The 24,865-nt window shown below is 67.7% G+C and carries 26 protein-coding genes; 15 read left to right on the top strand and 11 right to left on the bottom strand.

Translation table 11 applies throughout. From position 1 onward, the window contains the following. Positions 1–52 precede the first annotated feature (52 nt). Positions 53–808, bottom strand: a complete 756-nt coding sequence (locus MUY22_RS43805; protein ID WP_247053534.1) for a hypothetical protein — start codon at positions 806–808, stop codon at positions 53–55. 523 nt (positions 809–1,331) lie between these two features. Further along, complete coding sequence (locus MUY22_RS43800; protein WP_247053532.1) at positions 1,332–2,621, bottom strand: hypothetical protein; 1,290 nt, start codon at positions 2,619–2,621, stop codon at positions 1,332–1,334. 530 nt (positions 2,622–3,151) lie between these two features. Between MUY22_RS43800 and MUY22_RS43795 the strand changes: the two genes are divergently transcribed. The 4 genes from MUY22_RS43795 (at position 3,152) to MUY22_RS43780 (ending at position 6,467) form a co-directional block, all read left to right on the top strand. After that, positions 3,152–3,622: a hypothetical protein gene (locus MUY22_RS43795; RefSeq protein ID WP_247053530.1), complete on the top strand. Its 471-nt coding sequence runs from the start codon at positions 3,152–3,154 to the stop codon at positions 3,620–3,622. Between the two features lie 106 nt (positions 3,623–3,728). Then, complete coding sequence (locus MUY22_RS43790) at positions 3,729–4,604, top strand: tyrosine-type recombinase/integrase (RefSeq protein WP_371827542.1); 876 nt, start codon at positions 3,729–3,731, stop codon at positions 4,602–4,604. A 710-nt stretch (positions 4,605–5,314) separates the two neighbouring features. Continuing rightward, positions 5,315–5,620, top strand: a complete 306-nt coding sequence (locus MUY22_RS43785) for an RNA polymerase sigma factor (RefSeq protein ID WP_247053528.1) — start codon at positions 5,315–5,317, stop codon at positions 5,618–5,620. Between the two features lie 268 nt (positions 5,621–5,888). After that, a complete protein-coding gene (locus tag MUY22_RS43780; RefSeq protein WP_247053526.1) occupies positions 5,889–6,467 on the top strand; it encodes a helix-turn-helix domain-containing protein in 579 nt (192 codons plus the stop codon). A 229-nt stretch (positions 6,468–6,696) separates the two neighbouring features. Here MUY22_RS43780 and MUY22_RS43775 read toward each other — a convergent pair whose 3' ends face one another. Next, on the bottom strand, positions 6,697–6,885 hold the full coding sequence (locus MUY22_RS43775; protein ID WP_247053524.1) for a hypothetical protein: 189 nt from the start codon (positions 6,883–6,885) through the stop codon (positions 6,697–6,699). Between the two features lie 533 nt (positions 6,886–7,418). After that, complete coding sequence (locus tag MUY22_RS43770; protein WP_247053522.1) at positions 7,419–8,753, bottom strand: UDP-glucose/GDP-mannose dehydrogenase family protein; 1,335 nt, start codon at positions 8,751–8,753, stop codon at positions 7,419–7,421. Positions 8,754–8,949: 196 nt separating this feature from the next. Here MUY22_RS43770 and serC point away from each other — a divergent pair, with 196 nt between their 5' ends. The 6 genes from serC to MUY22_RS43740 are packed head-to-tail and all read left to right on the top strand — an operon-like array spanning position 8,950 to position 14,520. Beyond that, positions 8,950–10,119 carry a phosphoserine transaminase gene (gene serC, locus MUY22_RS43765; protein WP_247053520.1) on the top strand — a complete coding sequence of 390 codons (1,170 nt, stop codon included), beginning with the start codon at positions 8,950–8,952 and terminating at the stop codon, positions 10,117–10,119. Next, positions 10,112–11,266 carry an FAD-binding oxidoreductase gene (locus MUY22_RS43760; RefSeq protein WP_247053518.1) on the top strand — a complete coding sequence of 385 codons (1,155 nt, stop codon included), beginning with the start codon at positions 10,112–10,114 and terminating at the stop codon, positions 11,264–11,266. The genes serC and MUY22_RS43760 overlap by 8 nt, the downstream gene beginning before the upstream one ends. A 37-nt stretch (positions 11,267–11,303) precedes the next feature. Further along, positions 11,304–12,074: a class II aldolase/adducin family protein gene (locus MUY22_RS43755; RefSeq protein ID WP_247053516.1), complete on the top strand. Its 771-nt coding sequence runs from the start codon at positions 11,304–11,306 to the stop codon at positions 12,072–12,074. Beyond that, a complete protein-coding gene (locus MUY22_RS43750; RefSeq protein WP_247053513.1) occupies positions 12,067–12,579 on the top strand; it encodes an NUDIX hydrolase in 513 nt (170 codons plus the stop codon). Before MUY22_RS43755 ends, MUY22_RS43750 begins: the two co-directional genes overlap by 8 nt. Continuing rightward, on the top strand, positions 12,576–13,280 hold the full coding sequence (locus MUY22_RS43745) for an HAD family hydrolase (protein WP_247053511.1): 705 nt from the start codon (positions 12,576–12,578) through the stop codon (positions 13,278–13,280). Before MUY22_RS43750 ends, MUY22_RS43745 begins: the two co-directional genes overlap by 4 nt. Next, on the top strand, positions 13,270–14,520 hold the full coding sequence (locus MUY22_RS43740) for an MFS transporter (RefSeq protein WP_247053509.1): 1,251 nt from the start codon (positions 13,270–13,272) through the stop codon (positions 14,518–14,520). Before MUY22_RS43745 ends, MUY22_RS43740 begins: the two co-directional genes overlap by 11 nt. Here the strand turns inward: MUY22_RS43740 and MUY22_RS43735 are convergent. Further along, entirely contained in the window at positions 14,442–15,224 is a 783-nt protein-coding gene (locus MUY22_RS43735; protein ID WP_247053508.1) for an AfsR/SARP family transcriptional regulator, read from the bottom strand. The two genes, MUY22_RS43740 and MUY22_RS43735, sit on opposite strands and share 79 nt — an antisense overlap. Positions 15,225–16,306: 1,082 nt before the next feature. Between MUY22_RS43735 and MUY22_RS43730 the strand changes: the two genes are divergently transcribed. From MUY22_RS43730 to MUY22_RS43720, 3 genes are read left to right on the top strand one after another with little or no spacing between them, the layout of a single operon-like run. Then, the gene (locus MUY22_RS43730; protein ID WP_247053506.1) at positions 16,307–17,182 is read left to right on the top strand and encodes a glycosyltransferase family 4 protein; all 876 of its coding nucleotides are present in this window, start codon (positions 16,307–16,309) and stop codon (positions 17,180–17,182) included. An 18-nt stretch (positions 17,183–17,200) separates the two neighbouring features. Continuing rightward, complete coding sequence (locus tag MUY22_RS43725; RefSeq protein ID WP_247053504.1) at positions 17,201–17,968, top strand: class II aldolase/adducin family protein; 768 nt, start codon at positions 17,201–17,203, stop codon at positions 17,966–17,968. Between the two features lie 35 nt (positions 17,969–18,003). After that, positions 18,004–18,441, top strand: a complete 438-nt coding sequence (locus MUY22_RS43720; RefSeq protein WP_247053501.1) for an NUDIX hydrolase — start codon at positions 18,004–18,006, stop codon at positions 18,439–18,441. Here MUY22_RS43720 and MUY22_RS43715 read toward each other — a convergent pair. The 3 genes from MUY22_RS43715 to MUY22_RS43705 form a co-directional block, all read right to left on the bottom strand. Then, entirely contained in the window at positions 18,405–19,472 is a 1,068-nt protein-coding gene (locus MUY22_RS43715) for a class I SAM-dependent methyltransferase (RefSeq protein WP_247053499.1), read from the bottom strand. The two genes, MUY22_RS43720 and MUY22_RS43715, sit on opposite strands and share 37 nt — an antisense overlap. Before the next feature lie 225 nt (positions 19,473–19,697). Continuing rightward, positions 19,698–20,681, bottom strand: coding sequence for an amidohydrolase family protein (locus MUY22_RS43710; protein WP_247053497.1), 984 nt, complete (start codon positions 20,679–20,681; stop codon positions 19,698–19,700). Next, complete coding sequence (locus MUY22_RS43705) at positions 20,678–21,229, bottom strand: NADPH-dependent FMN reductase (RefSeq protein WP_247053494.1); 552 nt, start codon at positions 21,227–21,229, stop codon at positions 20,678–20,680. Before MUY22_RS43705 ends, MUY22_RS43710 begins: the two co-directional genes overlap by 4 nt. Positions 21,230–21,304: 75 nt before the next feature. Here MUY22_RS43705 and MUY22_RS43700 point away from each other — a divergent pair, with 75 nt between their 5' ends. Further along, on the top strand, positions 21,305–21,778 hold the full coding sequence (locus MUY22_RS43700) for a MarR family winged helix-turn-helix transcriptional regulator (protein WP_371827541.1): 474 nt from the start codon (positions 21,305–21,307) through the stop codon (positions 21,776–21,778). A 172-nt stretch (positions 21,779–21,950) separates the two neighbouring features. On the opposite strand, the gene MUY22_RS43695 is transcribed toward MUY22_RS43700, so the two are convergent. Then, entirely contained in the window at positions 21,951–22,445 is a 495-nt protein-coding gene (locus MUY22_RS43695) for a hypothetical protein (RefSeq protein ID WP_247053490.1), read from the bottom strand. Between the two features lie 544 nt (positions 22,446–22,989). On the opposite strand from MUY22_RS43695, the gene MUY22_RS43690 reads away from it, so the two are divergent. Then, a complete protein-coding gene (locus tag MUY22_RS43690; RefSeq protein WP_247053488.1) occupies positions 22,990–23,289 on the top strand; it encodes a YciI family protein in 300 nt (99 codons plus the stop codon). 299 nt (positions 23,290–23,588) lie between these two features. Here the strand turns inward: MUY22_RS43690 and MUY22_RS43685 are convergent, their stop codons facing one another. Both MUY22_RS43685 and MUY22_RS43680 read right to left on the bottom strand, forming a co-directional pair. Beyond that, a complete protein-coding gene (locus tag MUY22_RS43685) occupies positions 23,589–24,227 on the bottom strand; it encodes a hypothetical protein (RefSeq protein WP_247053486.1) in 639 nt (212 codons plus the stop codon). After that, positions 24,224–24,520 carry a hypothetical protein gene (locus tag MUY22_RS43680; RefSeq protein ID WP_247053484.1) on the bottom strand — a complete coding sequence of 99 codons (297 nt, stop codon included), beginning with the start codon at positions 24,518–24,520 and terminating at the stop codon, positions 24,224–24,226. Before MUY22_RS43680 ends, MUY22_RS43685 begins: the two co-directional genes overlap by 4 nt. Positions 24,521–24,865 lie beyond the last annotated feature (345 nt).

The following is a 24,865-nucleotide window of genomic DNA, read 5'->3' as shown; positions in this document are numbered from 1 at the left end:
AAGTTCAACTGACAAGAAGTCTGATTGGCTAGGGTTTGCCTGTTGAGCGAGCTCATCGGAGCCTGTCGGGGCCGACGCTGGCGTGGTGGTCGCGATAGGTAGGTGATCGGAGAAACTCGTGAAGCTTGAACTCGGCGTTCGCACGAGCTTCTCGGCATTGCTGAGTGGGCAAACCGAGCTGTTCCGCTGCAGTGATCAAGCTTAAGCCCTCAATTCTGGTTCTCCCGATCAGTTCAGCTTCGACGCGGGTCAGGACGTGGTAGCCGATGGCTTCGGCGAGAACGAGGTCAATGTGTCCTCTTGGTGCCGCTATTGGCACTATCCTGAACGCTGCATTCCTGGCGCAGTCGGAGGAGGGTGGCTGGACCGCGCTCATTGCTCGGTCGTACGCGACTCGCCTGAGGTGAGGGAGCAGGCGTCGCATTGAAGGATCAACCACTCGCAACGCCTCGATGAAGCCGAGCGCGACCTCCGAGTCGATTTCGGCGGGATCTCCGCCGTGTTCGACGACGACACGGCGTGCTGTCGCTGCGAGGCTAGGAGCGAGTAGGCCTGCGGCGATAATCTGCCAGATTTGCGTTCCCGTCTGCGCTAGCCGGATCAGCTCGGCCCAGATCGCGTCCTTGATTGCGCGGTCTGTCGCTCGGCTGCCGAGAAGGTCGGCGACCTCGCCCAACGAGAGCACTTGTCCAGGCAGGTCTGGAGACAAGGCCCAACCGTCCAGAGTGACTGGTGAGTGCTCAACCAACAGTCGGAAGGCGTGTCTGACAGTGGTCAGCGCTGTGAGCGTGCCTCTGTCTGCGGTCATGGCGCTCCTTGCTTTCGCGATCCGAAGGTCCATCTGAGCCAGGTCGAACGCTTATGGTCATAGTGACAAGTAGTTCGGCATGCAGACGGTAGCGTCCTGGACTGTTTGGGTCAAGCTGACAAGAACTTCGCCGGCTCGGGATGGTGCGCCGGGGGGGGTGTTGACGGGCGCTGTCTGGCCGCTCGGTGGGCGTGGATGAGTGTCCACTTGGTGCATCGAGGCGGGTAGGCGCGTCGGATCTTCTAGCCGCTGCAGCTCGGTCGCGAGGTCGGCACGGTTGGCTTGGCGACGCTGGAGGTGATGCCGCCTAGTTGTTTCGGGTGGGCCGGCTGGATCGGGCGTGGACGGGAAACTCGCGACAGGGCGGGGCACAGCGGGTTAATCGGGCGAGACGTCGGCGCGGCTCGGCGAGCAGGTCAGACCACGCGTTTGAGAACGACGGGTATTTTGGCCTGGCCCACCTCCCAGGTTCATAGGTGCCCCGTCGGCTCTCGGAATCGTGTCCATGGCCGGCACGACGGAGCTAGGTGATCGTGCGGGCACGAGGATGTGCCCACGGTGTTGCGGTGTCAGTTGGCAGCCGAGTGGGTTGGGTCGGTGTAGTCGCGACGATGTCCTCGTGCCGACCGACACCGAGAGTTTCGGCATGGCACTGCGTGCACGGACCGTGTGGAGCGCAGCGTGGGTCGGTGAGCAACATGCGCACGTGGTGGTAGGCGTCGTTCGGGTGGTCCGCTTTGATGAGATACCAGGTGCCGGACTGCTCTGAGTCAGGCAGTGCCGCGGCGATGGAGTGCCGCATCGGTAGGTAAAGGTCGGAGCCGTGCTGGCGGATGGCGAAGGTCCGGTCGAGGTAATCGACCTCGTCGGATTCGGGCAGGTTTTCGGCGAACCAGACGGCTGCGTCGGTGATCGTCCCGGGACCCCAAAGCAGGTCGGCCGGGTACTGGGTCGTGTCGTGCAGGGAGTCGAACTCGGTCAGGCCCGGATCGGCGATGCACTGGTCGGGACGGAAGACGGCGCGCACGATGACGCACCGCCACGGCTTGTCCGGGGGTTGGTCGCCGGCGAGGTCAGAGGCAAGTCCTACGTGAACCTGCGTCTCGCCCTCGTCCCACGCGAGCGCGACTACTTCGCGTTTGATGGGCGCAGGGTACAGCCGCCCGCCCGGTGTTGGCGCGCCCCAAAGGTGATTGATGATTTCCGCAAGATCGCGGAGGGTCCTGGCTGCGTCGACTGGTGTTGCCAGGTGATGGCCGGTGGGATGGGCGACCAGGTCTCGCAGGTTGGTGATTGCCTGTTCGACGGCGCGGTTGCGTTGGCCGCGCAGGAGCTCCAGTCGACGGGCCCAGCTGCGCAATCCACCGAGCATGCCGTTGAAGGGAAGAGGCTGGCCGTCCTCGAGCAGCAAGTGCCAATGACGATTCTTTTTGATTGCCGCATACAGCTGCTCGTAGTTGGTGGCAGCAACGGTGTGGTGGCTGCCGTCCTTCTTGTTGACGAAGGTGACCGTCCCGTTGTGGTGCTCGATGAACCGGTCGCGCAGCGCCTGCTCTAGGACAAGCAACCCGCGGTCGTTGACCAGGGTGAAGTTCTCGTAGCAGAACAATCCGTGCGCGAAGGCCGTGCGGAGGTCCTCAAAGCTGCTGCGCGTGCCCTGGGCGACCATCGGTGAGAGTTCGAACTGTGCGACCACCTGCTGCTGGTACTTGGCCGCCTCCTCCGAAGGCATGGGGCCGCCCAGCCCCAGCGGGGTGAACATGAGGGTGCGATCATCGGGCTGCCGCAGCTCCTCCAAAGTCTTGATCCTCACTACCGAGCCCTTCTCCGAACCTGGTGAACAGGACAGGATACAGCTCGGGTCTGCCAACGGCGACGAACTGCGGTATGCGTGTCGCGATATCTGTTGAGGCCGAGCGACCTGGGGCGATGAGGATGCGTGCCGTTCCCAGCGTGTCGTTGCGGTTAGCGGTGGCCCAGGTCGCGGAGGACGTCAGCCGGATGTCTTAGTCCGCGTGGGCTGGCCGCGAGGTGTGGGCGGCGATCAAGACTGGGCGGAGGTTGCCTTCGTCGGGCTGGTAGTAGGCGATGTCGTCCGGGAAGACGTACCAGTGGCCGCCGCCGAGTGACCCGACCGCTTGTATGCAGAACTCAACGCACGAGTTGGATTTCTGTGGTTAACGTGCAAGATCGTCCTCGGACACAAATACGTGGGAGATCTCCCAAACCACAGAGTAACTGGCCCGCCACGGCGAGTCTTTCTCGCGTTCAGCCCCAGCCCGCCTCGGCTACGCTGATCATGAACGCGCCCTCCCCTCGCGCAGCTCGCCGGGGAGGCATGTCGTGAGCACCTTCCTCTCACCCCTGGTCCTGCCCGGCCGGATCGCCACGCCGTCTCAGGCTGAGTCGTCGTCTCCTCCCGTCCCCATGGGCCTCCCGCCACTGCGCGACTTGGGCGCTGTCGACGGTCCGCGGCTGTCGATCGCGCTGATGGACGGCGGGGGACGGCTGCAGGACCGCGGCGCTGTCGCCGCGCTCGGCTGGAGCCCCGGTGACCGCCTGCTGATCACCCTTATCCAGACCTCGGTCGTGATCCGCCGACGCCCGGACGGGGTGTTCGTCATGCCCCGCAAGCCCTACGTCGTCCTCCCCGCCCCGGTCCGCAAAGGCTGCGGCGCCTTGGCGGGCAGCCGGCTGCTGCTGGTCGCCGACCCCGCCCACGACGTCCTCATCGTCCACCCGGAAGCCGCCGTGCAGGCGATGCTGCGCACCTCCCACACCTCACTGGCCGCCCCCGAGGAGGAGGCATCATGAACGCACCCGCGACCCCGCAAGACCTCGAAGCGGCCCGGCTGCTGCTCTCACGTCTCGGCGTCGACCCGGCCGACCTCGTCTCCGACGCCGGACCAACGAAGACGGCATGCCCGATCAGCGGCCGATGCCCACGATCCGCGAGTGGATCCCGGTCGTGGCCGGCCTGGTCTCTCCGAGCACGGCCGCCTCCTACGGCTCGTACTGGAATAAGGCCGAAGCCAAGTGGGGTGATCGGCGCATGGACACCATCATCGCCAGCGAGATCAAGACCATGCGCTGCCTCTACAAGCACCTGGTCAACGACGGCCGGCTCGATGAACGCCGCAATCCCGCCACGCGCGTCACCAAGCCCAGCCGTAATGCCTCGACTCGTCGTGCCCTGGCAGGCAACCGGCTGGCCGAGCTGAACGACGTAGTGGCCAGCACCGGCGATGACCCGGAGCTGGACTCGCTGATCTGCCGCCTGCACGAGGAGAGCGCCTGCCGCCGCGGCGGCGCCCTCGCCCTGCGGCCCCGCGACCTCGACCGTAGGCAGTGCACGGTCCTGTTGCGGGAGAAAGGCGAGACCGAGCGCTGGCAGCCTGTCTCGCCCACCTTGATGCGTCACCTCATCGCCCACGATGAGGAGCGCGGCAGCGGCGACCCACAAGGCCAGCTGCTGCGCTACAGCAGCGGCAAGCCGATCACGTCCCGTCGCTACGACTACATCTTCGGCCGGGTCCAGAACGAGCTCGAGTGGGCCAGGGCTCTGCAGGTCAGCGCGCACTGGCTTCGCCACACCACCCTGACCTGGGTGGAGCGCAACTTCGGCATGGGCGTCGCCCGTGCCTACGCCGGACACGCCGAGTCCGGCAGCGACCTGACCACCACCAGCTACGTGAAAGCCGACATCAGCGAGGTCGCCGAGGCCCTTGCAGCGCTGACCGGGGAACCGCACCCGCTTGCGCCTGCCAGGACTGCGCGGGCTGAGGCGGAGCGATGACCGGCGGGCGCGGCGGGAAACCGCCGCGCCCGCCGTCATTCGGCTGTCCGATGTGGCGTGCTCGCCAGCTCGGCGTGATAGGCGGTGACCATCTCATGGAGGACGTGTTGCGGGTAGACGACCAGGAGATCGTGCTCTGGCAGCGCCGCCAGCAGCACTTGGTCGCCGGGGCGTATCCGGCACTGTGCACGCAACCGGGCCGGGAGAGTCAGGCTCATCTTCGGAGGCACGGACGCCTGCTCTCGCGTGGCGCACGGTGCCACGACGAGCAACCCCGAAGACACTGCGAGTCGAATCGGCAAGCCGACGGCCCAGCCCAGCTGTTCCAGAGCCACCCGCGCCGCCACCACGCCGTTTCCGGCGACTCGGACCAAACCGACGATGACAGAGCCGCCGTCCACCAGAGGCCCGAGATCTGCTACTGGCAAGGGAACGACTGCGTCCAGGCTTCGCTTTCGAGCGGGTAGAGCAAGTGCCGCGACGATCCGATCAGCTGACTGAGGGACAACACCAACTGAGAAAGTACCAATCGCTGGCTCAGATGTTGTCGGGTATTCAGGCGTATCGGCCTCGGCGCCACTCCATGTTCTCGACATCCTGCATCCACGTGTTTCTCGGCGTGGGAGGGCCTCTTCGAGGATGCCGCACAAATCAAGCGCACGGTCGGCAGCAGGATCGCGTTCCGGCTGCTCGCGGAGGGCTCGCGCAGCGTGAAGGCGGCGATCGCCGGGTGCTGGTCGACGACCGACCGGGCCGACGACCGGCCGCGCGCTGTGGTAGAGGAACAGCCGCTGGTCGTCGAGCTCCTTCGGCAGCTGCCCGATGTCCAGCGCGTGGTGATGGCCTGGAGCCTGGACGGGTTCGATCCCGCGGCGATCGCCGCGATGACCGGGTCGACGCCCACGACCGTCCGATCGAACCTACGGCACGCGCGCGAGCGAATGAAGCAGCTGCGCGCCGCGCAGGACGCGGAACAGACGCTGGACACGACGAAGCCGCGGAGGCGGACGCGATGACCTCGGACGAGGAGTTCGACAGCTGGCTGGCCGAGGCCGACGAGAGCTTCGTACAGTCGATCAACGCCGACGTCGACCACGCCGCAGTGCTCCACGCCGTGCAGCGGGCCGCTGCCGAGCGGGCCAGCAAGGAGCTCACCGAGATGGTCGCGGTGGCCGCGGCCACCGGCGCTCCCCCCGAGCGCCAGCGCGGCTGGTCGGTCACGCCGGGCGGCTTTCCGGCGGCGAGCCGCCGGAGCCGGTCGCGTCGGGCTGGGAGCTGCCGAGCATGTTCGACCGGGTGCAGGCCGAGCGCGACCACGAGCTGGACTTTGTGGTGCAGAGCGCGGTCGAGGGCGCGCCGGAAGCGGTCGAGCGGGTGCTGCAGACGGTGCGGCCGCTGGTGATGCGGTACTGCCGCGCGCGTATCGGTCAGCACGATGGAACGTTCGTGGCCGCGGACGACCTGGCGCAGGATATCTGTCTGGCCGTGCTGGTGGATCTTCCTAGCGCGTCCGGGCGGTACCAGGATCTGCTTCGGCTCGTGTACGGGATCGCCGCGCGGCAGGTCGGCTCGGCGAAGGCCACGATGGCGCCGTGCTCGCGGATACGGATGCCGGCGTGGAACCGGCTGCCCGGCACGCGGCGCTGCCCGAGTGAGCACGCCAGCGATGGTTCGCAGGTGTGGCGGATGCTGGCCGTACTCTCCGCCAGCGAGCGGGAAGTCGTCGTGCTGCGGGTGATCGTCGGGCTCACCGTCACCGACACCTGCGAGGTGCTCGGGCAGAACCCGGGCTGGGTCCGCTTCAAGCAGGCTCACGCGCTGGCTACCCTGCGGCGCCTCCTTGCCGCGTGGTACCGATGCTGATGCCGATCAGCGGTCTGGCAAGATTTTTGTGGTGCACTCTGGTCGTAGAAGGCGATCCACAGTGGTCCAGCCGGGAGCGACCACAGTGGACTCTTCCGGGGACCCGGTCCGCTCTCAACCCCCGGTGGGCAACGGGTTTCCGGCTCGGGAGGGGGCGCAGGAGAGGGCACTCCTCCCGAGCCAATCAACAAACGACGCCGGCCGCTCGCTTAGCTGGGCAGCCAGGCCCTCACGGTGGATGCGACCTCCAGGCATGGTCGTCGAACTCCACCCTCTCGTGCGAGGCTCCGATGAGATCCACGATCCCGAAGTCGTACAGATCGGCCGGCACATCCCGGAACGTGAAGCCGCCGCCGCTGCCGGTCACCGCGCGGGCGACGACCGCTCCGGTTACGTGGTTCCGCAGGTAAACCTTCACTCCGGGCAGCGGAGTGCTGTCGGGCAGGCCGAGTTGCGGCTTCCGCGGCTGAGTGTCCCTTTGCTTTCGGTTGAGGCCTCGGCGCGCTCCGGAACGTAGAAGACGTTGCTATCCGTGAGGAAGCGACCAGACGAGCGTCGCCTTTCGCTTCTCCGTGCTAACGGGCCAGGTAGAGACGCGTCGCGTAAGCTGTCGAGTCCAGTGCTCGTGATCGATAGCCGGAGGTCGGCAAAGACGGTTGCCGACGTCTGGAGAAACTGTCCCCGTGGATCAGTCGGCCTTTCATGAGCTCGTCGGGGGTTGCTCGCCCTGGGACAGCTGAAGTCCTGTCTCAGTTCGCCGCGCGCTTCGCGCGTTTCGTCGGCGAGCCTCCGCTGACCTACCTGACCGGCTGGCGGACGACGCTGGCCGCGGAACCCGTCGAGGCCGCCGTTCTCCGTGGTCCTGTAACCAGACCGGCGTCGCAGCATCCGGCGGGCCCGCGATCTCCTGCCGTTGATCAAAGCCGCAGCGACTGCCACCTCCGACCGCGGTCATCGACGAGTCGGGCGCCCGAGTGCGTGAAGGGTCCAGCCGGCCGCGTTCCACCGCTGGGCGTCCAGCGTGTTGCGGCCGTCGATGACCTGGCGGTTGGCGACCACGGCGCCGACCATCTCCGGATCGAGCTCCTGAAACTCCCGCCACTCGGTGAGGTGCAACAGCACCTCGGCGCCAGTCGCGGCCTCGACCGCGGAGCTCGCGTAGTTCAGGTTCGGGAAGTCCTTGCGTGCGTTGTCGGAGGCCTTTGGGTCGTATACAGTCACCTCTCCGCCCTGGAGCTGGATGGACGCGGCGACACTGAGTGCGGGCGAATCGCGGATGTCATCGGAGCCGGGCTTGAATGCCGCGCCCCAGACGGTCACACGTTTGCCGCGGAGGGAGCCGCCGCACTGTTCGCGCGTGAGGTCGACCGCCCGGCGCCGCCGACGGAGGTTGATGGCATCCACCTCGCGTAGGAATCCCAGCGAGTGCCCGACGCCGAGCTCGTCGGCCCTGAACCGGAAGGCCCGGAGGTCCTTGGGCAGACAGCCGCCACCGAAACCCAGGCCGGGCAGCAGATACTGCCCGCCGATGCGCGGGTCGTGAGCGAGAGCGCGGGCGAGGTGGGTGACATCGGCGCCGGTGGTCTCGCAGATCTCGGCGATGGCGTTGATGAACGAGATCTTGGTGGCCAGGAACGCGTTGGCGGACACCTTGACCAGTTCCGCCGTGGGCAGATCGGTGACTACCAGTGGCACGCCGCGGGCGAGGGGGATCCGGTAGACCTCGCGCAGGAGGGATTCGGCCTGCGGTGAATTCACCCCGAACACCAGCCGAGCTGGTCTGAGTGTGTCGCCGATGGCGAAGCCCTCCCGCAGGAATTCCGGATTCCACGCCAGTTCTACGTGTGCGCCGGCGGGCGCGCGCCGGCTCAGGCGGCGGGCGAGCTGCTCGGCCGTCCCGACCGGGACCGTCGATTTGCCGACCACCAGGCTCGGCCCGTTCAGGGTGGGGGCCAGCCGGTCGATCGCTTCTTGGAGAAAACGCAGATCTGCTGCCCTGTCGGTCTTCCTCTCCGGCGTCCCGACGCAGAGAAAATGTATGGCCGGCTCGCCGGCGGTGAACTCCTTGATATCCCTGTACGAGGACGTGAAACGCAGTCTTCCGGACTTCAGATGACTTCGGATAAGGCTTTCGAGGCCTGGCTCGTAGAACGGCGGAGTTCCGGCGGAGAGTGCGGAAATCTTCTCCGGATCGGTGTCCATGCCGAGAACTTCGAACCCCATTTCGGCCATGCAGGCTGCGTGTGTGGCACCCAGGTAGCCGGTCCCGAGAACGGTGATTCGCATAGCTGGGATCCCCTCGGCGGCACGGGCTGCAGGTCCGATACTGCGTCGTCCCGCTCGTCGAGGTCAAGTGGGAAACCGGCTGACAATCGTCAATTTCTCGAAGGTCCACAGGTAGTCCATATATGCTCCATAATTGTCCCACATAAGAGCTGTCGGACGCGGACTCCGCCGTGGGTAAGCCTTACGATCCTGTGTTGTGCCCGACGATCGAGTAGTGAATTTCAGCCTCCCGGACGGCTTGTTGCCCGCCGATGGTCGATTCGGCTGCGGTCCGGCCAAGGTACGGCCCGAGCAACTGGACGCGCTGGCCTCGCGCGGCGCGGACTTCCTCGGGACCTCGTACCGCCGCGGTGCGGTGCGCGTGTTGCTCGGCCGGGTCCGCGCGGGGCTGCGAGAGCTGTTCGAACTGCCCTCGGACTACCAGGTGGTGTTCGGCAACGGTGGCGGCACCGCATTCTGGAACATCGCCACCCACGGACTCATCCGGAACCGGGCCCAGCACTTGTCCTTCGGTGAGTTTTCCAGCCGTTTCACCGCGGTCGACCGGGCAACGCCCTGGCTGGCGGAGCCGTCGGTGATCGAGAGCCCACCCGGAACCCACCCGGATCCGCGGAGTGACCCGGACGTCGACGCCTACGCGCTGACGCAGAATGAAACCTCGACCGGCGTGGCCATGCCGATCCACCGGGTTCCCGGGGCCGGCGGCGATGCCCTGGTGCTGGTCGACGGCACCAGCGCGGCGGGGGGCATGCTCGTGCGGCCCGAGGAGTTCGACGTCTACTACTTCGCACCGCAGAAGTGCTTCGGTGCCGACGGCGGACTCTGGATCGCCCTGATGTCGCCGGCCGCCGTGGCCCGCGCCGAAGAAATCGCAGCGGCTGGCAGGTACATTCCGGAGTTCTTCAGTCTGCCTGCCGCCATCGATCACTCGGCTCGTGACCTCACGTTCAACACACCGTCGGTGGCGTCGCTGTTCTTGTTCGCCGAGCAGATCGACTGGCTGCTCGGCCTCGGCGGACTGCCTGGCGCCGCGGCCAAGGCGGCGAGCACAGCGGAGCTGGTTTACGACTGGGCCGAAGATTCGCCTTATGCGGCACCGTTTGTCACCGAACCGAAACAGCGGTCGCCGGTGGTCGCGACCATTGAGTTCGCCGAGCACATCGACGCGGCGGGACTGATCGCCGGATTGCGGGCGCACGGCGTTCTCGACTTGGAGCCCCATCGCAGTTTCGGCCGGAATCAGCTGCGCATGGGCATGTTCCCGGCGATCGACATCGCCGACGCCGAGGCGCTGCTGGCCTGCATCGACCAAGCCGTCGCACAGCTCGGCCGGGCGGCCGGGCGGGGAAGGAGGTCCAATGCCTGACGCACCCACCGCAGTGGTCGTCGGCGCCGGGATCGTCGGCGCGTCCATCGCGCACAGCCTGGTCCAGAGGGGGTGGTCGGTCACCGTCGTCGAACAGTACACGCCGGGCCACGTGCGGGGCTCCAGCCACGACACCTCCCGGGTGCTCCGGCTGTCCTACGGCGGCGGCCGCGACATCGACGTCTGGTACACCCGTCGAGCCTGGCGGGCCCGGCAACTGTGGCAAGAGATCGGGGCGGAAGAGGGAATCGAGCTCTTCCACAACGTCGGGGTCGTGTGGTTCGCCAGGGGGGAGGCCGAATTCGAGGAGCAGAGCGCACGCAGTCTCGAGACGCTGGGTCTCCCGGTCGAGCGGCTGGCCCCGGAGGCGGCCCGCGACTTCTTTCCCGACGTGCGCTGCGACGACCTCGAATTCGTGCTGCACGAACCGAGCAGCGGGGTGTTGCGGGCGCGACTGGGCGTGCTGACCCTGATGCGCCGCGCCCTGCGCGCGGGCGCCAAGCTGCGCATCGCCCAGGCCCGGCCGAACGCGGAAGGCCGGGCCGTCGTGGACGGCGAGGTGCAGGCCGCCGACCGAACGATCTGGGCCTGCGGCCCATGGCTGGGACGCTGGTTCCCGCAACTGGTGGACATCGAGTCCGTTCGGCAGAACGTCTTCTACTACGGGGTGGAGCCGCACTGGCGCACCCCCGGCCTCCCGGTCTGGGTCGACGGCGGCGCCTACGGGGCCGGGGACATCGATGACAGCGGCTTCAAGGTCGGCGGGGCGCTCGGCGCCGCTCCGGTCATCGATCCGGATCTCGCTGACCGCCGTCCCGATCCGGAGGCCGAGAAAGCCGCCCGGGGGGCGCTCACCCACCGGTTCCCCGCGCTGGCTGGCGCGCCACTGGTGTCCCGGCATGTCTGCCAGTACGAGCTGACCGCCGATCAGCACTTTCTGCTCGCGCCGGTGCCTGGATCGGGCGGTGGCTGGCTGGCCGGCGGGGGCGGGCACGCGTTCAAGTTCGGGCCCGCCTTCGGTGAGTACACCGCCGATCTGATCGAGGGTGGCGAGCAGCCACTGCCCGAGTTCGGGCTGGGACCGCGGGAGAAGTTCCAGAGCAGGAAAAGCACGACCCCGGGACAACTGCCACGTCAGCACCGCTGAGTTTCCCGGATCGGTAGCCCACGACAAAGGAGAGAACATGTTGTACGAAGCCGAACGGCAGCTGCTTGTGGAAAGCATCAGTGACATGGCCCGTTGGGGGTTGATCGAGACCACCGGCGGTGGCCTGAGTGTCCGGGCCGACAACGGCGACATCATCGTCACCGCCACCGGCTCGGCTTTCGCGCGCTGGAAGGTCACCCCGCGGGACATGACGGTGATCTCGGCGACCGGCGAACTGCGGGAGCGCACCGGGGGAGTGGCCCCAGTGGGCGCGCTGATCCACATGGCCGCCTACGAGATGTTCCCCGACTGCCGCGCGATCGTGCACGCGCACAATGCCTACGTGCTCGCGTTCGCCTCACTGGGCATGGGCATCCCCTCCTGTGTCAACCAACTGGACACCCTGGGCGAGGTGCCTTGCTTGATCGCCGACGACACCGCGGTCAAGGGCGGAGTGCTCAGCGGTGAGTCGGACCGGCCCGAGGTCAAGCTCCCCGACGGCATCGCACAGCGGCCGGAGATCGCGGCTGTCGACACTTACCAGCTCATTCCGCAGCTGAAGGAGAAACTGGGTCCGCGTGCAGACGAACTCAAGCGCCACGGCCTGGCGTGCGTGCTCTACCGCCATGGCGCCTTCACCTTCGCCCGTGGACTGACCGAGGCGGTGGAGAACCTGGCCAGGGTGGAGATGAGTGCGCGGACTGCGGTTTTCCAGGCGATCCTGCGCGGCGGGCTGGCCGGCGTCGAGCCCAACCTCCTGTTCCCGAAGGCGGGACTGGGTGCCGAACAGCAGCTCGCGGATGTCTGACGGTTTCGCCGAAAGCGCGTACTACGCGCAACTAGCCCGGACCAGGGGTGCTGCGGGGGCGGTGCAGCTCGACGGCGCCGGCCGGGTGCTCCTGGTCCGGCCCGGCTACAAGCCGGTCTGGGACCTGCCCGGGGGCGTGGTCGAGGCCGGGGAGTCCCCGCTGGCCGCGTGTACCCGCGAGGTGCGGGAGGAACTCGGCATCACCCCGGTCATCGAGCGGCTGGTCGGAGTGGTGTGGTTCCCGCCCCGGCCACACCGCGCGCCGTCGAACCTGTTCGTGTTCGCCGGCCGCCTGCCCGAGTCCGTCCAGGCGATCATCGAGCCCGACCCCGGCGAGATCGCCGAATTCGGCTTCTTTCCGGTGTCGGCGCTACCGGAGGTGGAACAGCACACCGAACGCCGGGTCCGCTCGTGCGTCGAGGGATATCTCGGCGGAGGGACGGTCTACTACGAGGAGCCGACGAAGCCGGCCTGGTACGGCGGTTCCGGGGAGAGGCCGGGATGAGCCCCCGTGAGCCGGTCGAAACTGTGCTGCTGGACGCCGGGGGAGTACTGATCATGCCCGCCGCTGAAGCGGTGATCACGGTCCTGCGGGCCGCCGGTGTGCGGGCCGATGTGGACGTGATCGACCGGGCCCACTACGCGGCCACCGCGGCGAACGACGCGTCTCCTCCCCGGAATCGCCTGCTGTACCTGAAGGCGTTTGCTCGAGCATGTGGAGTGAAGGACGAGCGTGTCGAGTGGGTGGCCGCTGAACTCTCCATCGCGATCGACGGTCCGACGTGGACTCGAGAGCTGCGTGGGGCCGCGAATTCGCTGCGAGCGCTGAGTTCCCTGCCAGTCGTGCTCGGCGTGGTGTCCAACTCGGTCGGGCTGGTGGCCGAGCAGCTGCGGCAGGCCGGCATCTGCCAGGTCGGGCCGGGAGCCGGGATCCCGGTGGCCCTGGTGATCGACTCCGCGCTGGTCGGGATCGCCAAACCGGATCCCGGGATCTTCCACCTCGCGCTGCGGGAGCTGGACGCCCGGCCGGGGCGGACCGTCTACGTCGGGGACACCGCCCGTATCGATGTGGACGGCGCGCTCGCCGCCGGGATCCGGCCGCTACACCTCGATCCGCACCTCGACTGCCCCGATCCGCCGGGCCGGCACGAACATCTGCGCAGCCTCGGCGACCTGGCCGCGTGGGTGCACGCTCATGGACGATAGCGCCGGCCGCACCCCGAACCGCTGGGTGCTGCTCACCGTGAGCCTGATCGCCTGGGCGGTCGGTGCCACCGCGGTGTTCCAGCTCTCGCTGGTGCTGCCGACTCTGCGGGCAGAGACTGGGATGTCGCTGGCGCTGGCCGGAGCTCTGCTCGGGGTCGCCAACGGCGGACTGACCGTGACCATGCTGGGCTGGGGCCTGGTGGCCGACCGCTTCGGCGAACGGTATGCCATGTCGTGCGGCCTGGCTCTCTGCGCCTTGTTCCTGTGCGTGGCCGCCGTCACCGGTGGTGTCGTGGCGCTGTTCGGCGTTTTCGCCCTCGTCGGGATGACGGCGAGCTCCGTGTACGCGCCGAGCGGGCAGGCGGTGGTGCGGCGGTTTCCAGCCCGGCAGCGCGCTTTGGCTCTCGGCTTGACCCAGACCGCGACGCCACTCAGTTCCGCGTTGGCCGCGGCGGTCGTTCCGGGCGTCGCGGCTGCCTGTGGTTTGCCCGTCCTCTGGCTCGGTATGGCCGGGCTCTGCCTGCTGACAGCGGCGGTGGTGTTCCTGTTCGGCGGACAGCCCAGGGCGGGCATGGCCCCGGTCGGTCCGGCTTCCGGCGATGCCGGGCCGGTGCCGTGGCGGCGGATGTACGGGGCCTGTGCGTTGCTCATCCTGCCGCAGTCGGCGCTGCTCACCTTCAGCGTCAGCTACCTCGTAGATGATCGAGGCTGGAGCCCGGTGCGTGCGGGATGGCTGCTCAGCGGGGCGCTGCTGCTCACCGTGCTCACCCGGCCGCTGGCCGGCTACGTCGCGGACCGTCTCGGCACCCCGCTGGGCCTGATGCGGATCTTCGCCTTCGGCAACGCCGTCGTGCTGCTGCTCGTCGTGCTCGGTGCGCTGACCGGAACCTGGCTGGGCACGGTTATGGTGTTCGTCGCCTGCGTCTCGACCGTCACCGGGTACGGGCTGGCCTCCACGGTGATCGCCTCGTTCGCCGCGCGGGCCCGGATGGGTCGTGCGCTGGGAGTGCAGCACACGCTGCAGAGCCTGGTGACCACCGCCGGCCCGGTGGTGCTGAGCGCGGTCATCGGCGGAGCCGGTTATGCAGGGGCGTTCGTCGTCATCGCGGTCGCCCCACTCGCCGGTGGGGCGCTTCTGCCGGTGACGGCCGAACGGCTCGGTCAGTCCCGCCAACAATGCTCGAGCACTTCGGTGGAAGGGGCACCGGCGAGGATGGCCTGGTGGACGCGGCGGAGATAGGCGGAGGGTTCCACACCCGTCTGCGAAACCAGGTTCCGACGCGCGTCCAAATACGCGCCCAGGGCCTCTCCCTTACGCCCGGACCGGTACAACGCGAACATGTACTGCGACCATGTGAGTTCCGAGAGCGGGGAAGCCGTGACCAGCTCGCGGAGCTCGCCCACCACCTCTTTGTGCAACCCCAGTCGCAGCCGGGCCTGGACGAGGTCGTTCAGCACGTCGATCCGGCGCCCTTCCAGCGCCGTGACAGGCGCCATGAGGGCGGGGGTGACACGGACGTCTTCGAGCGGTTTTCCACGCCACAGAGCCAATGCGCTACCCAGACGTTCGGCGGCCAGCTCATGGTCGGACCGACGCAGTGCGGCCCGGCCCTGCATTGCGAGCCGGTCGAAGACGGACAGATCGAGTTCGTCGGCGCGCACGCGCAACAGATACCCGGGCATCCTGGTGATCAAGCGGTCGCGCCCGGCGTCGCCGGCGATGTCGAGCAGTCGGCGGACACCGGCCACATAGCTGTAGACGTTCGCGATCGCCGAGCGTGGAGCCGGGCCGTCCCACAGCATCGCGGTGAGCCGGTCCACCGACACGATGTGGTTGGCATTGAGCAATAATATACTCAGCAATGCTCGTTGCTTCGGCGTGCCGAGACCGCTCACCCGGCTTGCCGGGCCGACCTCGACAGGACCCAGAACGCGGAAATCCATTTGCCATGCCCCCACTGCTCCCAAGGATCGACTGACGACAGCGCATCCGCGAGGTGTCACGCTGCAAAACGAATCGCTCCATCTCACACGCGCGCGATGACACTCCACGTGTGAGGAATTGTCAGATGAGGCGCACCCCGACCTACCCTCCTGCGGCATCCCAACCTTTTCCATCGCACCATGATCGGCCAACGCTCGGAGACGCGGAACGGTTTGGCCCAGCGGTCGGATGCCACCCGATCGGACCAATGAAGGCAGGATCTGCAGCCTCGGCGCTGTCGCCGTCCGGGACTGAATGGTCCCGCTACAGTTGCTGCGATTCAGCCGTTGCCGACGGTTTACCAAGGTCAGCATCACGTCGACGGCCTGGATCTGCCTTGTGACGAACTGTGGCAGGCGGGCGCGCAGAAGGTGAATTAGTTCACCCGACTGGCTTCCGAAAGCAGTCGGCGACACCGCCTCGGGCGCCTCGGCGATCGCTCTGCAGTACGCCGACGGCGCGCCTGGCCAGATCTCGAAGAAGCTGAGCGTCGGCGGCTACGCCGCCTTCGGCCCGGACACCGCTGTGGGTCGACTTGAGAAGTAGGGTTCCTGCCATTATCGAGGCGGCGGCTGGGACCTCCTGGTGACGTCTACGAGGCGGCGGAGCCGGCGCGAATGAAGCCATTGGACTGTTCTGGGTTCGCGCAAGCCACTCAACCCGCGCCGCGATTATAGAATCTTTATGGCGTTCACGTGGGCGCGCTGTGGGTGCGGTTGGCAGAGTTGACCCAATGGTCAGTCGATGGGTACCGCGATCTCCGGTGAGCCGAACGCCCTTGCGACGCGTGGTACTGACCTGGCTGACGACGGCGTCCGGCGGCGCGGAGCGGTCGACGCTCGAACTCGCGCGAGGTCTTCGTGAACTGCTCGGGGTAGAAGTTGCCGTCGTGTGGTGGGACAACGGCGGCGCTCTCAGGCCTGATCCGCAGGGTGTCCGCATGCGGCAGGTCGCGGATCACGACGCTTACGAACGGGCGCTGGTCACCGAACTTGGAATGGATCCGGCCGGGACGGTGCTCATCGGAGCGCACCGGACGGCGATGGTCGACATCGCGCTGGCGGAGTACTTCGCCGTGCCGGTCATTTCGGTGCTGCGGGGAATCCTCGTCGCGGACCAGGGTCTGCGGACCGTCGATCCCCGGGAGCGGCGGCTGGTTCCGCGCCTGCCCGGCGAACTCGACTGGGACATCCTCTCCCGGGCCGGCTGCTGGGTCGGCGTCAGCGGCGCCGCCACGAGAAGCATCCGGGAGCTGTCTCCGCGCCCGGTCAACGCGGTCACCATACACAACGCCGTCCGTCTTGGCCTGTACCGGAAGGTCCGGAAGCCGCCGCTGCCTCGCAGGTTTTCGGTGGTCGCCCGCACCGAGCCGTGGAAGCTGATCGACCGGGTGATCCACGCCTTCGCGCGCCTGCCCGACGAACTCGCCGCGCACGCACAGCTCAACATCTACGGGACCGGGACGGCGTTACCGGAGCTCCGGCGACTGGCGGACGAACTCTGCCGCGGCCAGGACGTCCGGTTCCTGGGCCACGTACCGGATCACAAGTGGCTGGCCGGTACAGACGTCCTCGTCACGGCCTGTGACATCGAGGGCTTCGGCCGTTCGGTGCTCGAAGCAGGCGGCGCCGGGATCCCCCAGATTGTGCCGGATCGCGGGGGCAGCACTGAACTGGTGGTGCCCGGGATCACCGGTCTGGTTTACTCCGCCGACGATCCCGCCGGTCTCACCGTCGCTCTGGCCGAGGCCGCCAGGTGGCCCGCGAGCCGTCTCGACGCACTGGGCAGCCGAGCCCGGCTCAACGCCCGATCGTTCTCCCAGACCCGTTGTTTCCTCGCCTACGCCCGGCTCGCGCAGGAAGTTCGCGAGCGGAGCCGGAACCCCTCGCCGCTGTCCGTAACCGACCGGACGGCATAGATCGAAAGGATCACCAGAATGGGTCACGAAGCCGAGCGTCACCACATCATCCGGTCCGTCAGCGACATGACGCGCTGGGGGACTCTGGATCCGGCCGGTGGTTCGGTCAGCGTCCGTGCCGGCACCGGTAACATCGTCAGCACCACCGCGAGCTCCGCTTTCGTGCGGTGGGACATCACCGCCCGCAACCTGATGGTGTACAGCCCCGAGGGCTCGATCGTGGAGCGCGCCACGGACCTGGCGCCACCGGACGCACCGCTGCATATGGCGATCTACCGGGAGTTCCCGAACTGCAACGCGATAGTGCATTCCCATGCGCCCTACAGCCTGGCGTTCGCCTCGCTCGGCCTCGGCGTGCCGTCCTGCACGAACAAGCTCGACACGATGGGTGAAGTACCCTGCTTCACCTCGGACGATCCCGCCGTCAAGGAGGATGTGCTCACCGGACGGGTCGACATCGAGGTCGCCGAATGCATGGGATCACGCCCGGACGTTATCGCGGGCTACCTGCTCACCGTGAACCCCCAGATGCTGGAACACTTCGGCCCCCGCGGCGGCGAACTGGACCGGCACGGCCTCGGCTTCGTGGTGTACCGGCACGGTGTCTTCGTCTTCGCCCGCCACCTCGACGAGGCCGTCGAGAACCTGACGAGGATCGAGGTCAGCGCCCGGACAGCGTTATTCCAGGCCACCCTGCACGGCGGGATCAGCGGGATCAAACCTGACGCGCTGCACCACCCCGGCGGCACCTGGTCGGACAAGCTGTACTCGGGGAACAGCCGCTGAGCGCGCGGCCGGGCACCAGGGGCGCGTCCGCGGGCATGCTCTTCGACGACCACGGACGCGTTCTCATCGTCAAGCCCACGTACAAACCGGGCTGGGGTTTGCCGGGCGGGGTGATCGAGGAGGACGAGTCTCCGCTCGCGGCGTGCGTGCGTGAACTTCGGGAGGAACTCGGCATCACCCCGGTGCTTGGTCCGCTGGCCGGGGTCGACTGGATGCCACCGCGGCCGGGCCGCGACGAGGCAAACGTGTTCGTCTTCGGCGGCCGGATCCACGACGAACTGCTCCCCACGATCCGACTTCCGGCTGATGAGCTGTCGGCGTGGCAGTTCGTCGACGTGCTCCGGTTCCGGGAGCTGATGGCACCGCGGATCGCCCGACGGATCGAGGTCTGCCGCCGCGCGCTCGACGTCGGCCGGGTGGCCTACATGGAATTCGGCTACGAGGTCTTGCCCATGTCGTCCGACACGTACTGATCGGCTGTCCGACGGAAAGCAAGCCACCCGAAGCAGCCGAACCAGAATTCGCTTTCCAGCACGAAACCCTCTGCCCCCGCCTCGGCGATCACCTGCGCGCGGGTACGTGGGTGCGCGACCGGGTTCCTCTGCGCGTAACGGAGATCGACGAGTTCCTGATCGTAGCTGCCGGTGCGGAAGTACGCCATCGCCAGACACACCACACCGCCGGCTCGCACCAGCCGCCTCATGCTCCGCCACATCGGCGTCGAATCCCGTAGATAGTGATAAGCGCCGACCAGCATCGCACCATCGAAGCACCGCGCACCGGGAAGGACGAGTGGCTGTTCCAGATTTCCCTGGACAACGCAGGTGCGGGGCTCATCGGCGGTGCGTTCGGTCGAGACCCGGACGAAGTCCGCGCTGACCTCCACGCCAATGAACCGGCCCTCGCTACCGCCGTTCGCATGACGCGCGAGTTCGAGCAGGCCCAACCCGGTTCCGGAAGCCAGATCGAGTAGATCCGCACCCGTGGAAACCAGTGTGTGCACCGCGCTCATTCGAGCGTACCGGTAATACGGGAGCTGCATTCCCTGATCCCAGAGATCGGCGTTCGAGGCGTCGAAGCCCGACAACGCTTGCCTTTCCTCTTGGGTCAGCGATGCCACCACCCGGCCGAAACTCCCGCTGTACCCGAGCTCCCGATAGCTCGATTTACCGGTGGCCAGCCGAATCAGCTCGTCGTCGATGGACCGTGGTGGCGCGTAATCGGCCACCGCACCGAAGCGCGTGGGCTGATCACCGACCCGGCGAACCGCTCCGCACCTGTTCAGCGCTTCGAGCAGCAACTCGGCCACCGCTACCTTACCCGGCACAACTCCGTGCCTGGACACGAACTGTGCCACAGTCAGCGGCGTTTCGAGCTCGGCGAGCACGCCGTTGTCCAAGGCTGCGCGGTAGATGAACTCGTAACCGGACCGGCGGTATTCCATGTAGGCGGACGCCATCCGCTCCGGCCGGATTCGCAGGAGTTCTTCGTCGGTGAAGTCCATGACCCATCCTCCACGTAGAAGAGTTGACGATTGGTTCCCCATAGGAATTCTACGCTGCACCGGGCATGCCGGAAGGGTTTCCGGTTCCAGTTCCGGGTACACTCGACCGGAAGGTGGCTGTACCGTATCGGCAACAGCGGCACGCCCTCGCGATCAAGGTCCATCCAGGGTGAGGTCGTTCGGTCGCGTTGCAAGGGACAGCCGGTCCTACCACTTACGGAGGACTCACTGACGCCGGATGCCCGCGATCAGATTCTCCCAGTTCTCGTGGGCGATTCGTGCCCGGTCGGCGTCGCTGATCGGGGCGGTCGCCACGAACCGCCGGGCGGAGCCGCTGTGCTCGCGGGTGAACGGGTGGTCCGAGGCGTACATGATCCGGTCCGCGCCCACGGTCTCCAAGCTCCATCGCAGGTACCGGTGGCTGGCGATGCCACCTGGGGTGATGAAGACGTTCGTGCGGAAGTACTCCGCGATCGGGCGCTCCAGCGTGGTCACCGCGTCCAAGGCCGCCACGCGGTCGAGGTAGAACAGCACGACCTCGCCCCAGTGCCCCAGGATCAGCTGCAGCCCCGGGAACCGGTCGAAGACCCCGGCGACGATCAGCCGGAGCGCGGTCAGTCCGGCGTCGTAGTGCCAGCCGAACGTCCCGGTGGCCAGCAGCTCGTCCACCGGGCCGCCGAAGCGCCGGTAATAGGCCTCGGTGACCGCCGGGACCGGCGCGCTCGGGTGCAGGTACACCGGGGCGCGCAGATCCTCGGCGGCCTCGAAGATGTCCCAGAAGCGCGGCTCGTCGAGAGCCTGACCGCGGCAGTTCGCGTTCACCAGCGCCCCGTCGAACCCGAGGTCCACGACGGCCCGACGCAGCTCGTCGGCCGCCGCCGAGGGCGTGGACGTCGCGAGGGCCGCGAACCCCCGGAACCGCCCGGGATACCGGCCGACGGCGTCGGCGAGGACGTCGTTGGCAGGACGTTGCAGGGCCACGGCTTCGGCGGGGTCGAGGTCCTGCAAGCCGGGCGTCGTGAGCGACAGCACGGCGGTGTCGATCCCGGCGTCGTCCATCGCGGCGACGCGGCCTTCGCCGAGGTCGAGCAACGCGGCACTGGCGACCGCCCGGCTCATCATCGGCGCGGCGAGCGCGGGGTCGTGCCGCCGCCACGCCGCGACCACGTCAGCCGTGGCGAAGTGCTCCTCGAGCCCGTAGAGCCTCACCGGGCGGTCTTGAGCGCGCCGGCCCAGGATTCGAGCTGGTCGAACAGCACCGACGCGGCGTCGTCGTGCATCTTGGACGGGGCGAACTCGGCGAAGTTCTCGAAGTCGGAGAAGAGCGAGAACGACAGCTGCTGGCGCACGTGGGCCAGCTGCAGCTCACTGCAGATCGCCCGCAGGTGCTCGATGGCGCGGGCGCCGCCGAGCGCGCCGTAGGAGACGAAGGCGGCGGCCTTGTTGTTCCACTCGGCGTAGAGGTAGTCGATGGCGTTCTTCAGGACGCCCGAGGTGGAGTGGTTGTACTCGGGGGTGACGAAGACGAACCCGTCGAAGGCGGCGATCGTGGCGGACCAGGCCTTGGTGTGGTCGTTGGTGTAGACGCCCCGGCTGGCGGACACGGCCTCGTCCAGGTGCGGCAGCGGGTGGTCGAGCAGGTCGATGAGCTCGTAGTCGGCGTCCGGCCGTTCCTTGGCCTTGGCCAGCACCCATCTCGCCACGGCTTCGCCCTTCCGGCCGGGACGGGTGCTGCCGAGGATGATCGCGATCTTCACAGGAAGTCCTCTCGCTTGAAAATTCAAGTCAAACGCTAGCACGATGACGTGAATATTCAAGTCAGCTAGACTGTGGTGGTGGCGGAACCCGAGCAACGCTGGCTCACGAGTGACGAGCTGTCGGCGTGGCGCGCTTTCATGCGGCTCGCCCAGCGGCTGCCGGCGTCCCTGGATGCGCAGCTGCAGCGCGACGCGCGGCTGAGCTTCCTCGAGTACTACGTGCTCGCGCACCTGTCGGAGCAACCGGATCGCCGGGCGCGGATGAGCGAGCTGGCGGCCTTGGCGAACACGGAACTGTCGCGGCTGTCCCACCTGGTCGGCCGCCTGGAGAAGCGCGGCTTCGCATGCCGGGAACCGGACCCGGGCAACGGCCGGTACACGCAGGCGATCCTGACCGACGCCGGCTTCGCGCACCTGGAGTCGGTCGCGCCCGGACACGTCGAGCGGGTGCGGGAGCTGTTCGCCGACCCCCTGACCCCGGCCGAGCTGCGTACGCTGCACCGGATCGCGGACAAGGTGCTGACCCGCGTCGACGACCAAGCCGAATAGTGGAGAGCCGGCCACACCGCGCGACCGGCTTCCCGTCGTGCGCGGCTTTCCCGCTCATCGCCACCGCGTAGTCGCCCGTCGACGAACCGTCTGAACAGCCAGCACCACGCCGCAATGGTCGATGTGGTTCACCACCGACGACGGGCATACCGGCCCGCTTCAGCTTCTGGGCTCAAGCGATCGCACCCAACGCACTCCCATGGCTCCCCTTTATGTCAAGGGGCGACTCTGACGGGGGGTAGGCTGGCCGCCGGTCGGCGAGCATGCGTGCGTAGACGACGTTCGACAAGCGTCGTTTGAGGGCGCGCATCGCTTCCATCGAGGTCTTGCCAGCCGCCTTCTTCGAGTCGAATAGGATGCATCCAACGACGCCGTGCAGGTCCAGCAGCGTGGAGCCGCGGGCGATCACCAGCTCACGAAGATCCTTGTCCGCGGCCTTGATCTTCCTGTCGATGGTCTCGAGCTCCGTGATCAACTCCACGGCCAGACGGCGGCGGGTCTTGCCCACGATGTCCCGCGGTCTGACCGTCGCCACGAGCGCGCGAGCTTGCGTCGCGGACAGGAACTTCTTCGCACCGCTGGGAAACAGCTCCAGAAGCAGCCGGTGAAGACGGTTGACGGTTTGTGTCCTGGCGCGACCGAGTTCGTCGCGACGGTCGACCAGCATGCCCAGCACGACCAGCCCGGGTCAGACTGGAGGCGGACCAGGTTCGGAGCGCGCAACGCGGCCAAGGCGACGGAGTGCGCGTCCACCGGGTCGGTCTTGCGGCCGTTGCCAGTCGCGAACACCCGCACCTGTGCGGACAGCTTCGCCGGCACGTCCAGGACGGTCTCGCCGTCGTGAACCAGGCGGTGGGCGACATGCCTGCCGACACCATCGCAGCCCTCCACCGCCCATGGAACCGGAGGCCGGCCGCCGGCATCTCTTTTCAGCCACTCCTCGCGCGGTGCTCGGCGAGACGCATGCCATGAGAGAGCCACACCAATGACACTGGCGAGCAACCGATTGTGAGAGCGAGTCACCAAGCACCTGGACCAGAGTCCGGCAGGACTCTGGTCCTGCCGCCCAGTCTCAAGTAGCCGATGAGCGAGTGGCCGAAAGTGTCGGACCCGGGTGGCAGGATGAGCAAGTGCCGTCGATCAGGCCAGATCGGCCACGGCGACCTACGCGTGGGGCAGCAGGCCTCCCGCGGCCCGGACGAGGAGGTGCCATGGCAGTCTTTGCTGTGACCACAGCGAAAGGCCCCGGATGGGAGTCCGTCCGGGGGATTCGAGAGCAACCCGAATGGGACCAGCACGCGAAGTTCTCCGACGGCCTCGTCGACCGCGGCGTCATCGTTCTCGGCGGTCCGATCGGCAGTACGAACGATGAGGATGTCGCACTCCTCGCCGTGGAGGCAGCCGATAAGGACGAACTGCGGTCCATCTTCGCGGAAGACCCGTGGGCGCTGAACGAAGTACTGCGCATCAAAGAAGTTCGCCCCTGGACTTGGTGGCTCGACGGGCGGTGAAGCGAGCCGCCCGTCGGTCAGTCCTGCTCGGTTTCGGTGACGAAATCCGGGGGTGCCTGCAGGTCGCGGGCGCGGAACTGCCGGCCCAGCCGCACGCCACGGCTCGCGCCGAGGACGTGAGCTTCCCTAACCCGTTGCAGAACCGGGATCCACGAACACCATCTACCTGGCCAAGGTCCAGCGGCCGTAGCCGGCGACCGCACCGGGACGCGGTCGTCCCGGTGCGCGCCGAGGCGACCGCGTCCCGGTCGCCTGAGTGCCGTCCTACCCGTTCGACACGCGAGGCCGGCTCGGGCGGGTCACAGCGCCAGCGCCTCGTCGAGGTCCTCCTGCGTGCACCAGCCGATGGCGTCGTCCGGGTCGAGCTGCGTGACCTCGCACAGGACGGCGGGAGGGTCCATCCGCCGCCACGTGCGACTCCCGCTGTAGCGGGGGTAGATGACGAGATACCGGCCGTAGTCCTGGAAGCCCCGCACACCGACGACCGCCCACACACCGTCGGGCGCCGTCGGGTTCTTCTTGAGGTGCTGCTCGGTGACGCCGTACACCGGCTCACGGCAAGTGCCCGCCGCCTCGTTGTCGGTGCGGTGGCACACGTAGTCCGCGTTGTTGGCCAGCAACCGCTTGACCTCGTGTGGCAGCAGGTGCTTGGCGTTGACGCGGCGCCGTCCGCCGCCGGGACCCGTCGGGGTGGTCGTGGCCGGCGTGGCCGGGGTCGCGAGCCAGCTCGACAACCAGCTGGTGACGCCTCCGGCGAACACCATCGGCCTGCTGGCCTCGACCCACGACCGGAACTCGTCGAACGCGTACGGCGGAAACACCGGGAACTGCTGGCGGATCAGCACAATCGGCTGGTACCGGCGCGCCGTGAGCCACACGCTGTCGAACACGGCCCGGCGCACCGCGAGGCGGCTCGCGGCCGGGATGAGGGCGGTCATGCCTCGCTCCAACCGGGCTTGGCCATCGCGGCGAAGGCCTCGTCGACATCGGCGGCGACCCACGCCGCCAGGTCGTCCTTGCTGACGCCTTTCAGGTCGGGGTCGGCGGCGAGCGCGGCCTTGAGGTCCTTCTCCAGGTTGGCGAGCACCGCCTTGGTGAACTCGGCCTTCGACGGCAGCGCGGCACGGAACGCCTCGCGCTCCTTGGTCTCTGCGGCGGTCGGCTGCTTGATGGGATCTGCCTTGCTGGTCCCGACCTTCGCGGTCGTGGCCACCGGTGCCTTCTGCTCCATCGGGCTTCTCTCGGTCGGCGGACGGAGTGACAACCGGCTGTCGTTTCGGTAGTCGACGTCGTTACCCGGCCGAGGGGATCCCACCCGTTCAGCTCAGGTGGTGCACGGATGACGCCGCGGTGTCGACCGCCCCGAAGCGGACCATCACCGACCTGGTCAGGCACGTGGGCCAGACCCAGCACGGGGCCGCGGAGATCGTGACCCGGCCCGGCAGGATCGCTGCTGCTGGTCTTGCCTCGCCGAATCCCGCTCTCCGGCCGCGAAATCCTCACCATCAGCGTCGACGGCAACACCTCGTGGGGCCCTGCGCCGCGGACGCGACACCCGGGCTTCGATCGACCTGGC

Origin of the sequence: Amycolatopsis sp. WQ 127309 (assembly GCF_023023025.1) — a bacterium.
In the GTDB taxonomy this organism is placed as follows: Bacteria; Actinomycetota; Actinomycetes; order Mycobacteriales; family Pseudonocardiaceae; genus Amycolatopsis.
The sequence above is the reverse complement of the archived record's forward strand: the minus strand, read 5'-3'. Positions and strand labels throughout refer to the sequence as shown.

Coding starts and splice junctions, on each gene's coding strand:
- MUY22_RS43745 (WP_247053511.1), top strand. CDS start 12,576: ATGAGCCCCCGTGAGCCGGTCGAAACTGTGCTGCTGGACGCCGGGGGA.
- MUY22_RS43720 (WP_247053501.1), top strand. CDS start 18,004: ATGCTCTTCGACGACCACGGACGCGTTCTCATCGTCAAGCCCACGTAC.
- MUY22_RS43790 (WP_371827542.1), top strand. CDS start 3,729: ATGCCCGATCAGCGGCCGATGCCCACGATCCGCGAGTGGATCCCGGTC.
- MUY22_RS43725 (WP_247053504.1), top strand. CDS start 17,201: ATGGGTCACGAAGCCGAGCGTCACCACATCATCCGGTCCGTCAGCGAC.
- MUY22_RS43780 (WP_247053526.1), top strand. CDS start 5,889: ATGTTCGACCGGGTGCAGGCCGAGCGCGACCACGAGCTGGACTTTGTG.
- MUY22_RS43755 (WP_247053516.1), top strand. CDS start 11,304: ATGTTGTACGAAGCCGAACGGCAGCTGCTTGTGGAAAGCATCAGTGAC.
- MUY22_RS43680 (WP_247053484.1), bottom strand. CDS start 24,520: ATGGAGCAGAAGGCACCGGTGGCCACGACCGCGAAGGTCGGGACCAGC.
- MUY22_RS43740 (WP_247053509.1), top strand. CDS start 13,270: ATGGACGATAGCGCCGGCCGCACCCCGAACCGCTGGGTGCTGCTCACC.
- MUY22_RS43770 (WP_247053522.1), bottom strand. CDS start 8,753: ATGCGAATCACCGTTCTCGGGACCGGCTACCTGGGTGCCACACACGCA.
- MUY22_RS43730 (WP_247053506.1), top strand. CDS start 16,307: ATGGTCGACATCGCGCTGGCGGAGTACTTCGCCGTGCCGGTCATTTCG.
- MUY22_RS43735 (WP_247053508.1), bottom strand. CDS start 15,224: ATGGATTTCCGCGTTCTGGGTCCTGTCGAGGTCGGCCCGGCAAGCCGG.
- MUY22_RS43760 (WP_247053518.1), top strand. CDS start 10,112: ATGCCTGACGCACCCACCGCAGTGGTCGTCGGCGCCGGGATCGTCGGC.
- MUY22_RS43695 (WP_247053490.1), bottom strand. CDS start 22,445: ATGCTGGTCGACCGTCGCGACGAACTCGGTCGCGCCAGGACACAAACC.
- MUY22_RS43690 (WP_247053488.1), top strand. CDS start 22,990: ATGGCAGTCTTTGCTGTGACCACAGCGAAAGGCCCCGGATGGGAGTCC.
- MUY22_RS43715 (WP_247053499.1), bottom strand. CDS start 19,472: ATGGACTTCACCGACGAAGAACTCCTGCGAATCCGGCCGGAGCGGATG.
- MUY22_RS43805 (WP_247053534.1), bottom strand. CDS start 808: ATGACCGCAGACAGAGGCACGCTCACAGCGCTGACCACTGTCAGACAC.
- MUY22_RS43750 (WP_247053513.1), top strand. CDS start 12,067: ATGTCTGACGGTTTCGCCGAAAGCGCGTACTACGCGCAACTAGCCCGG.
- MUY22_RS43685 (WP_247053486.1), bottom strand. CDS start 24,227: ATGACCGCCCTCATCCCGGCCGCGAGCCGCCTCGCGGTGCGCCGGGCC.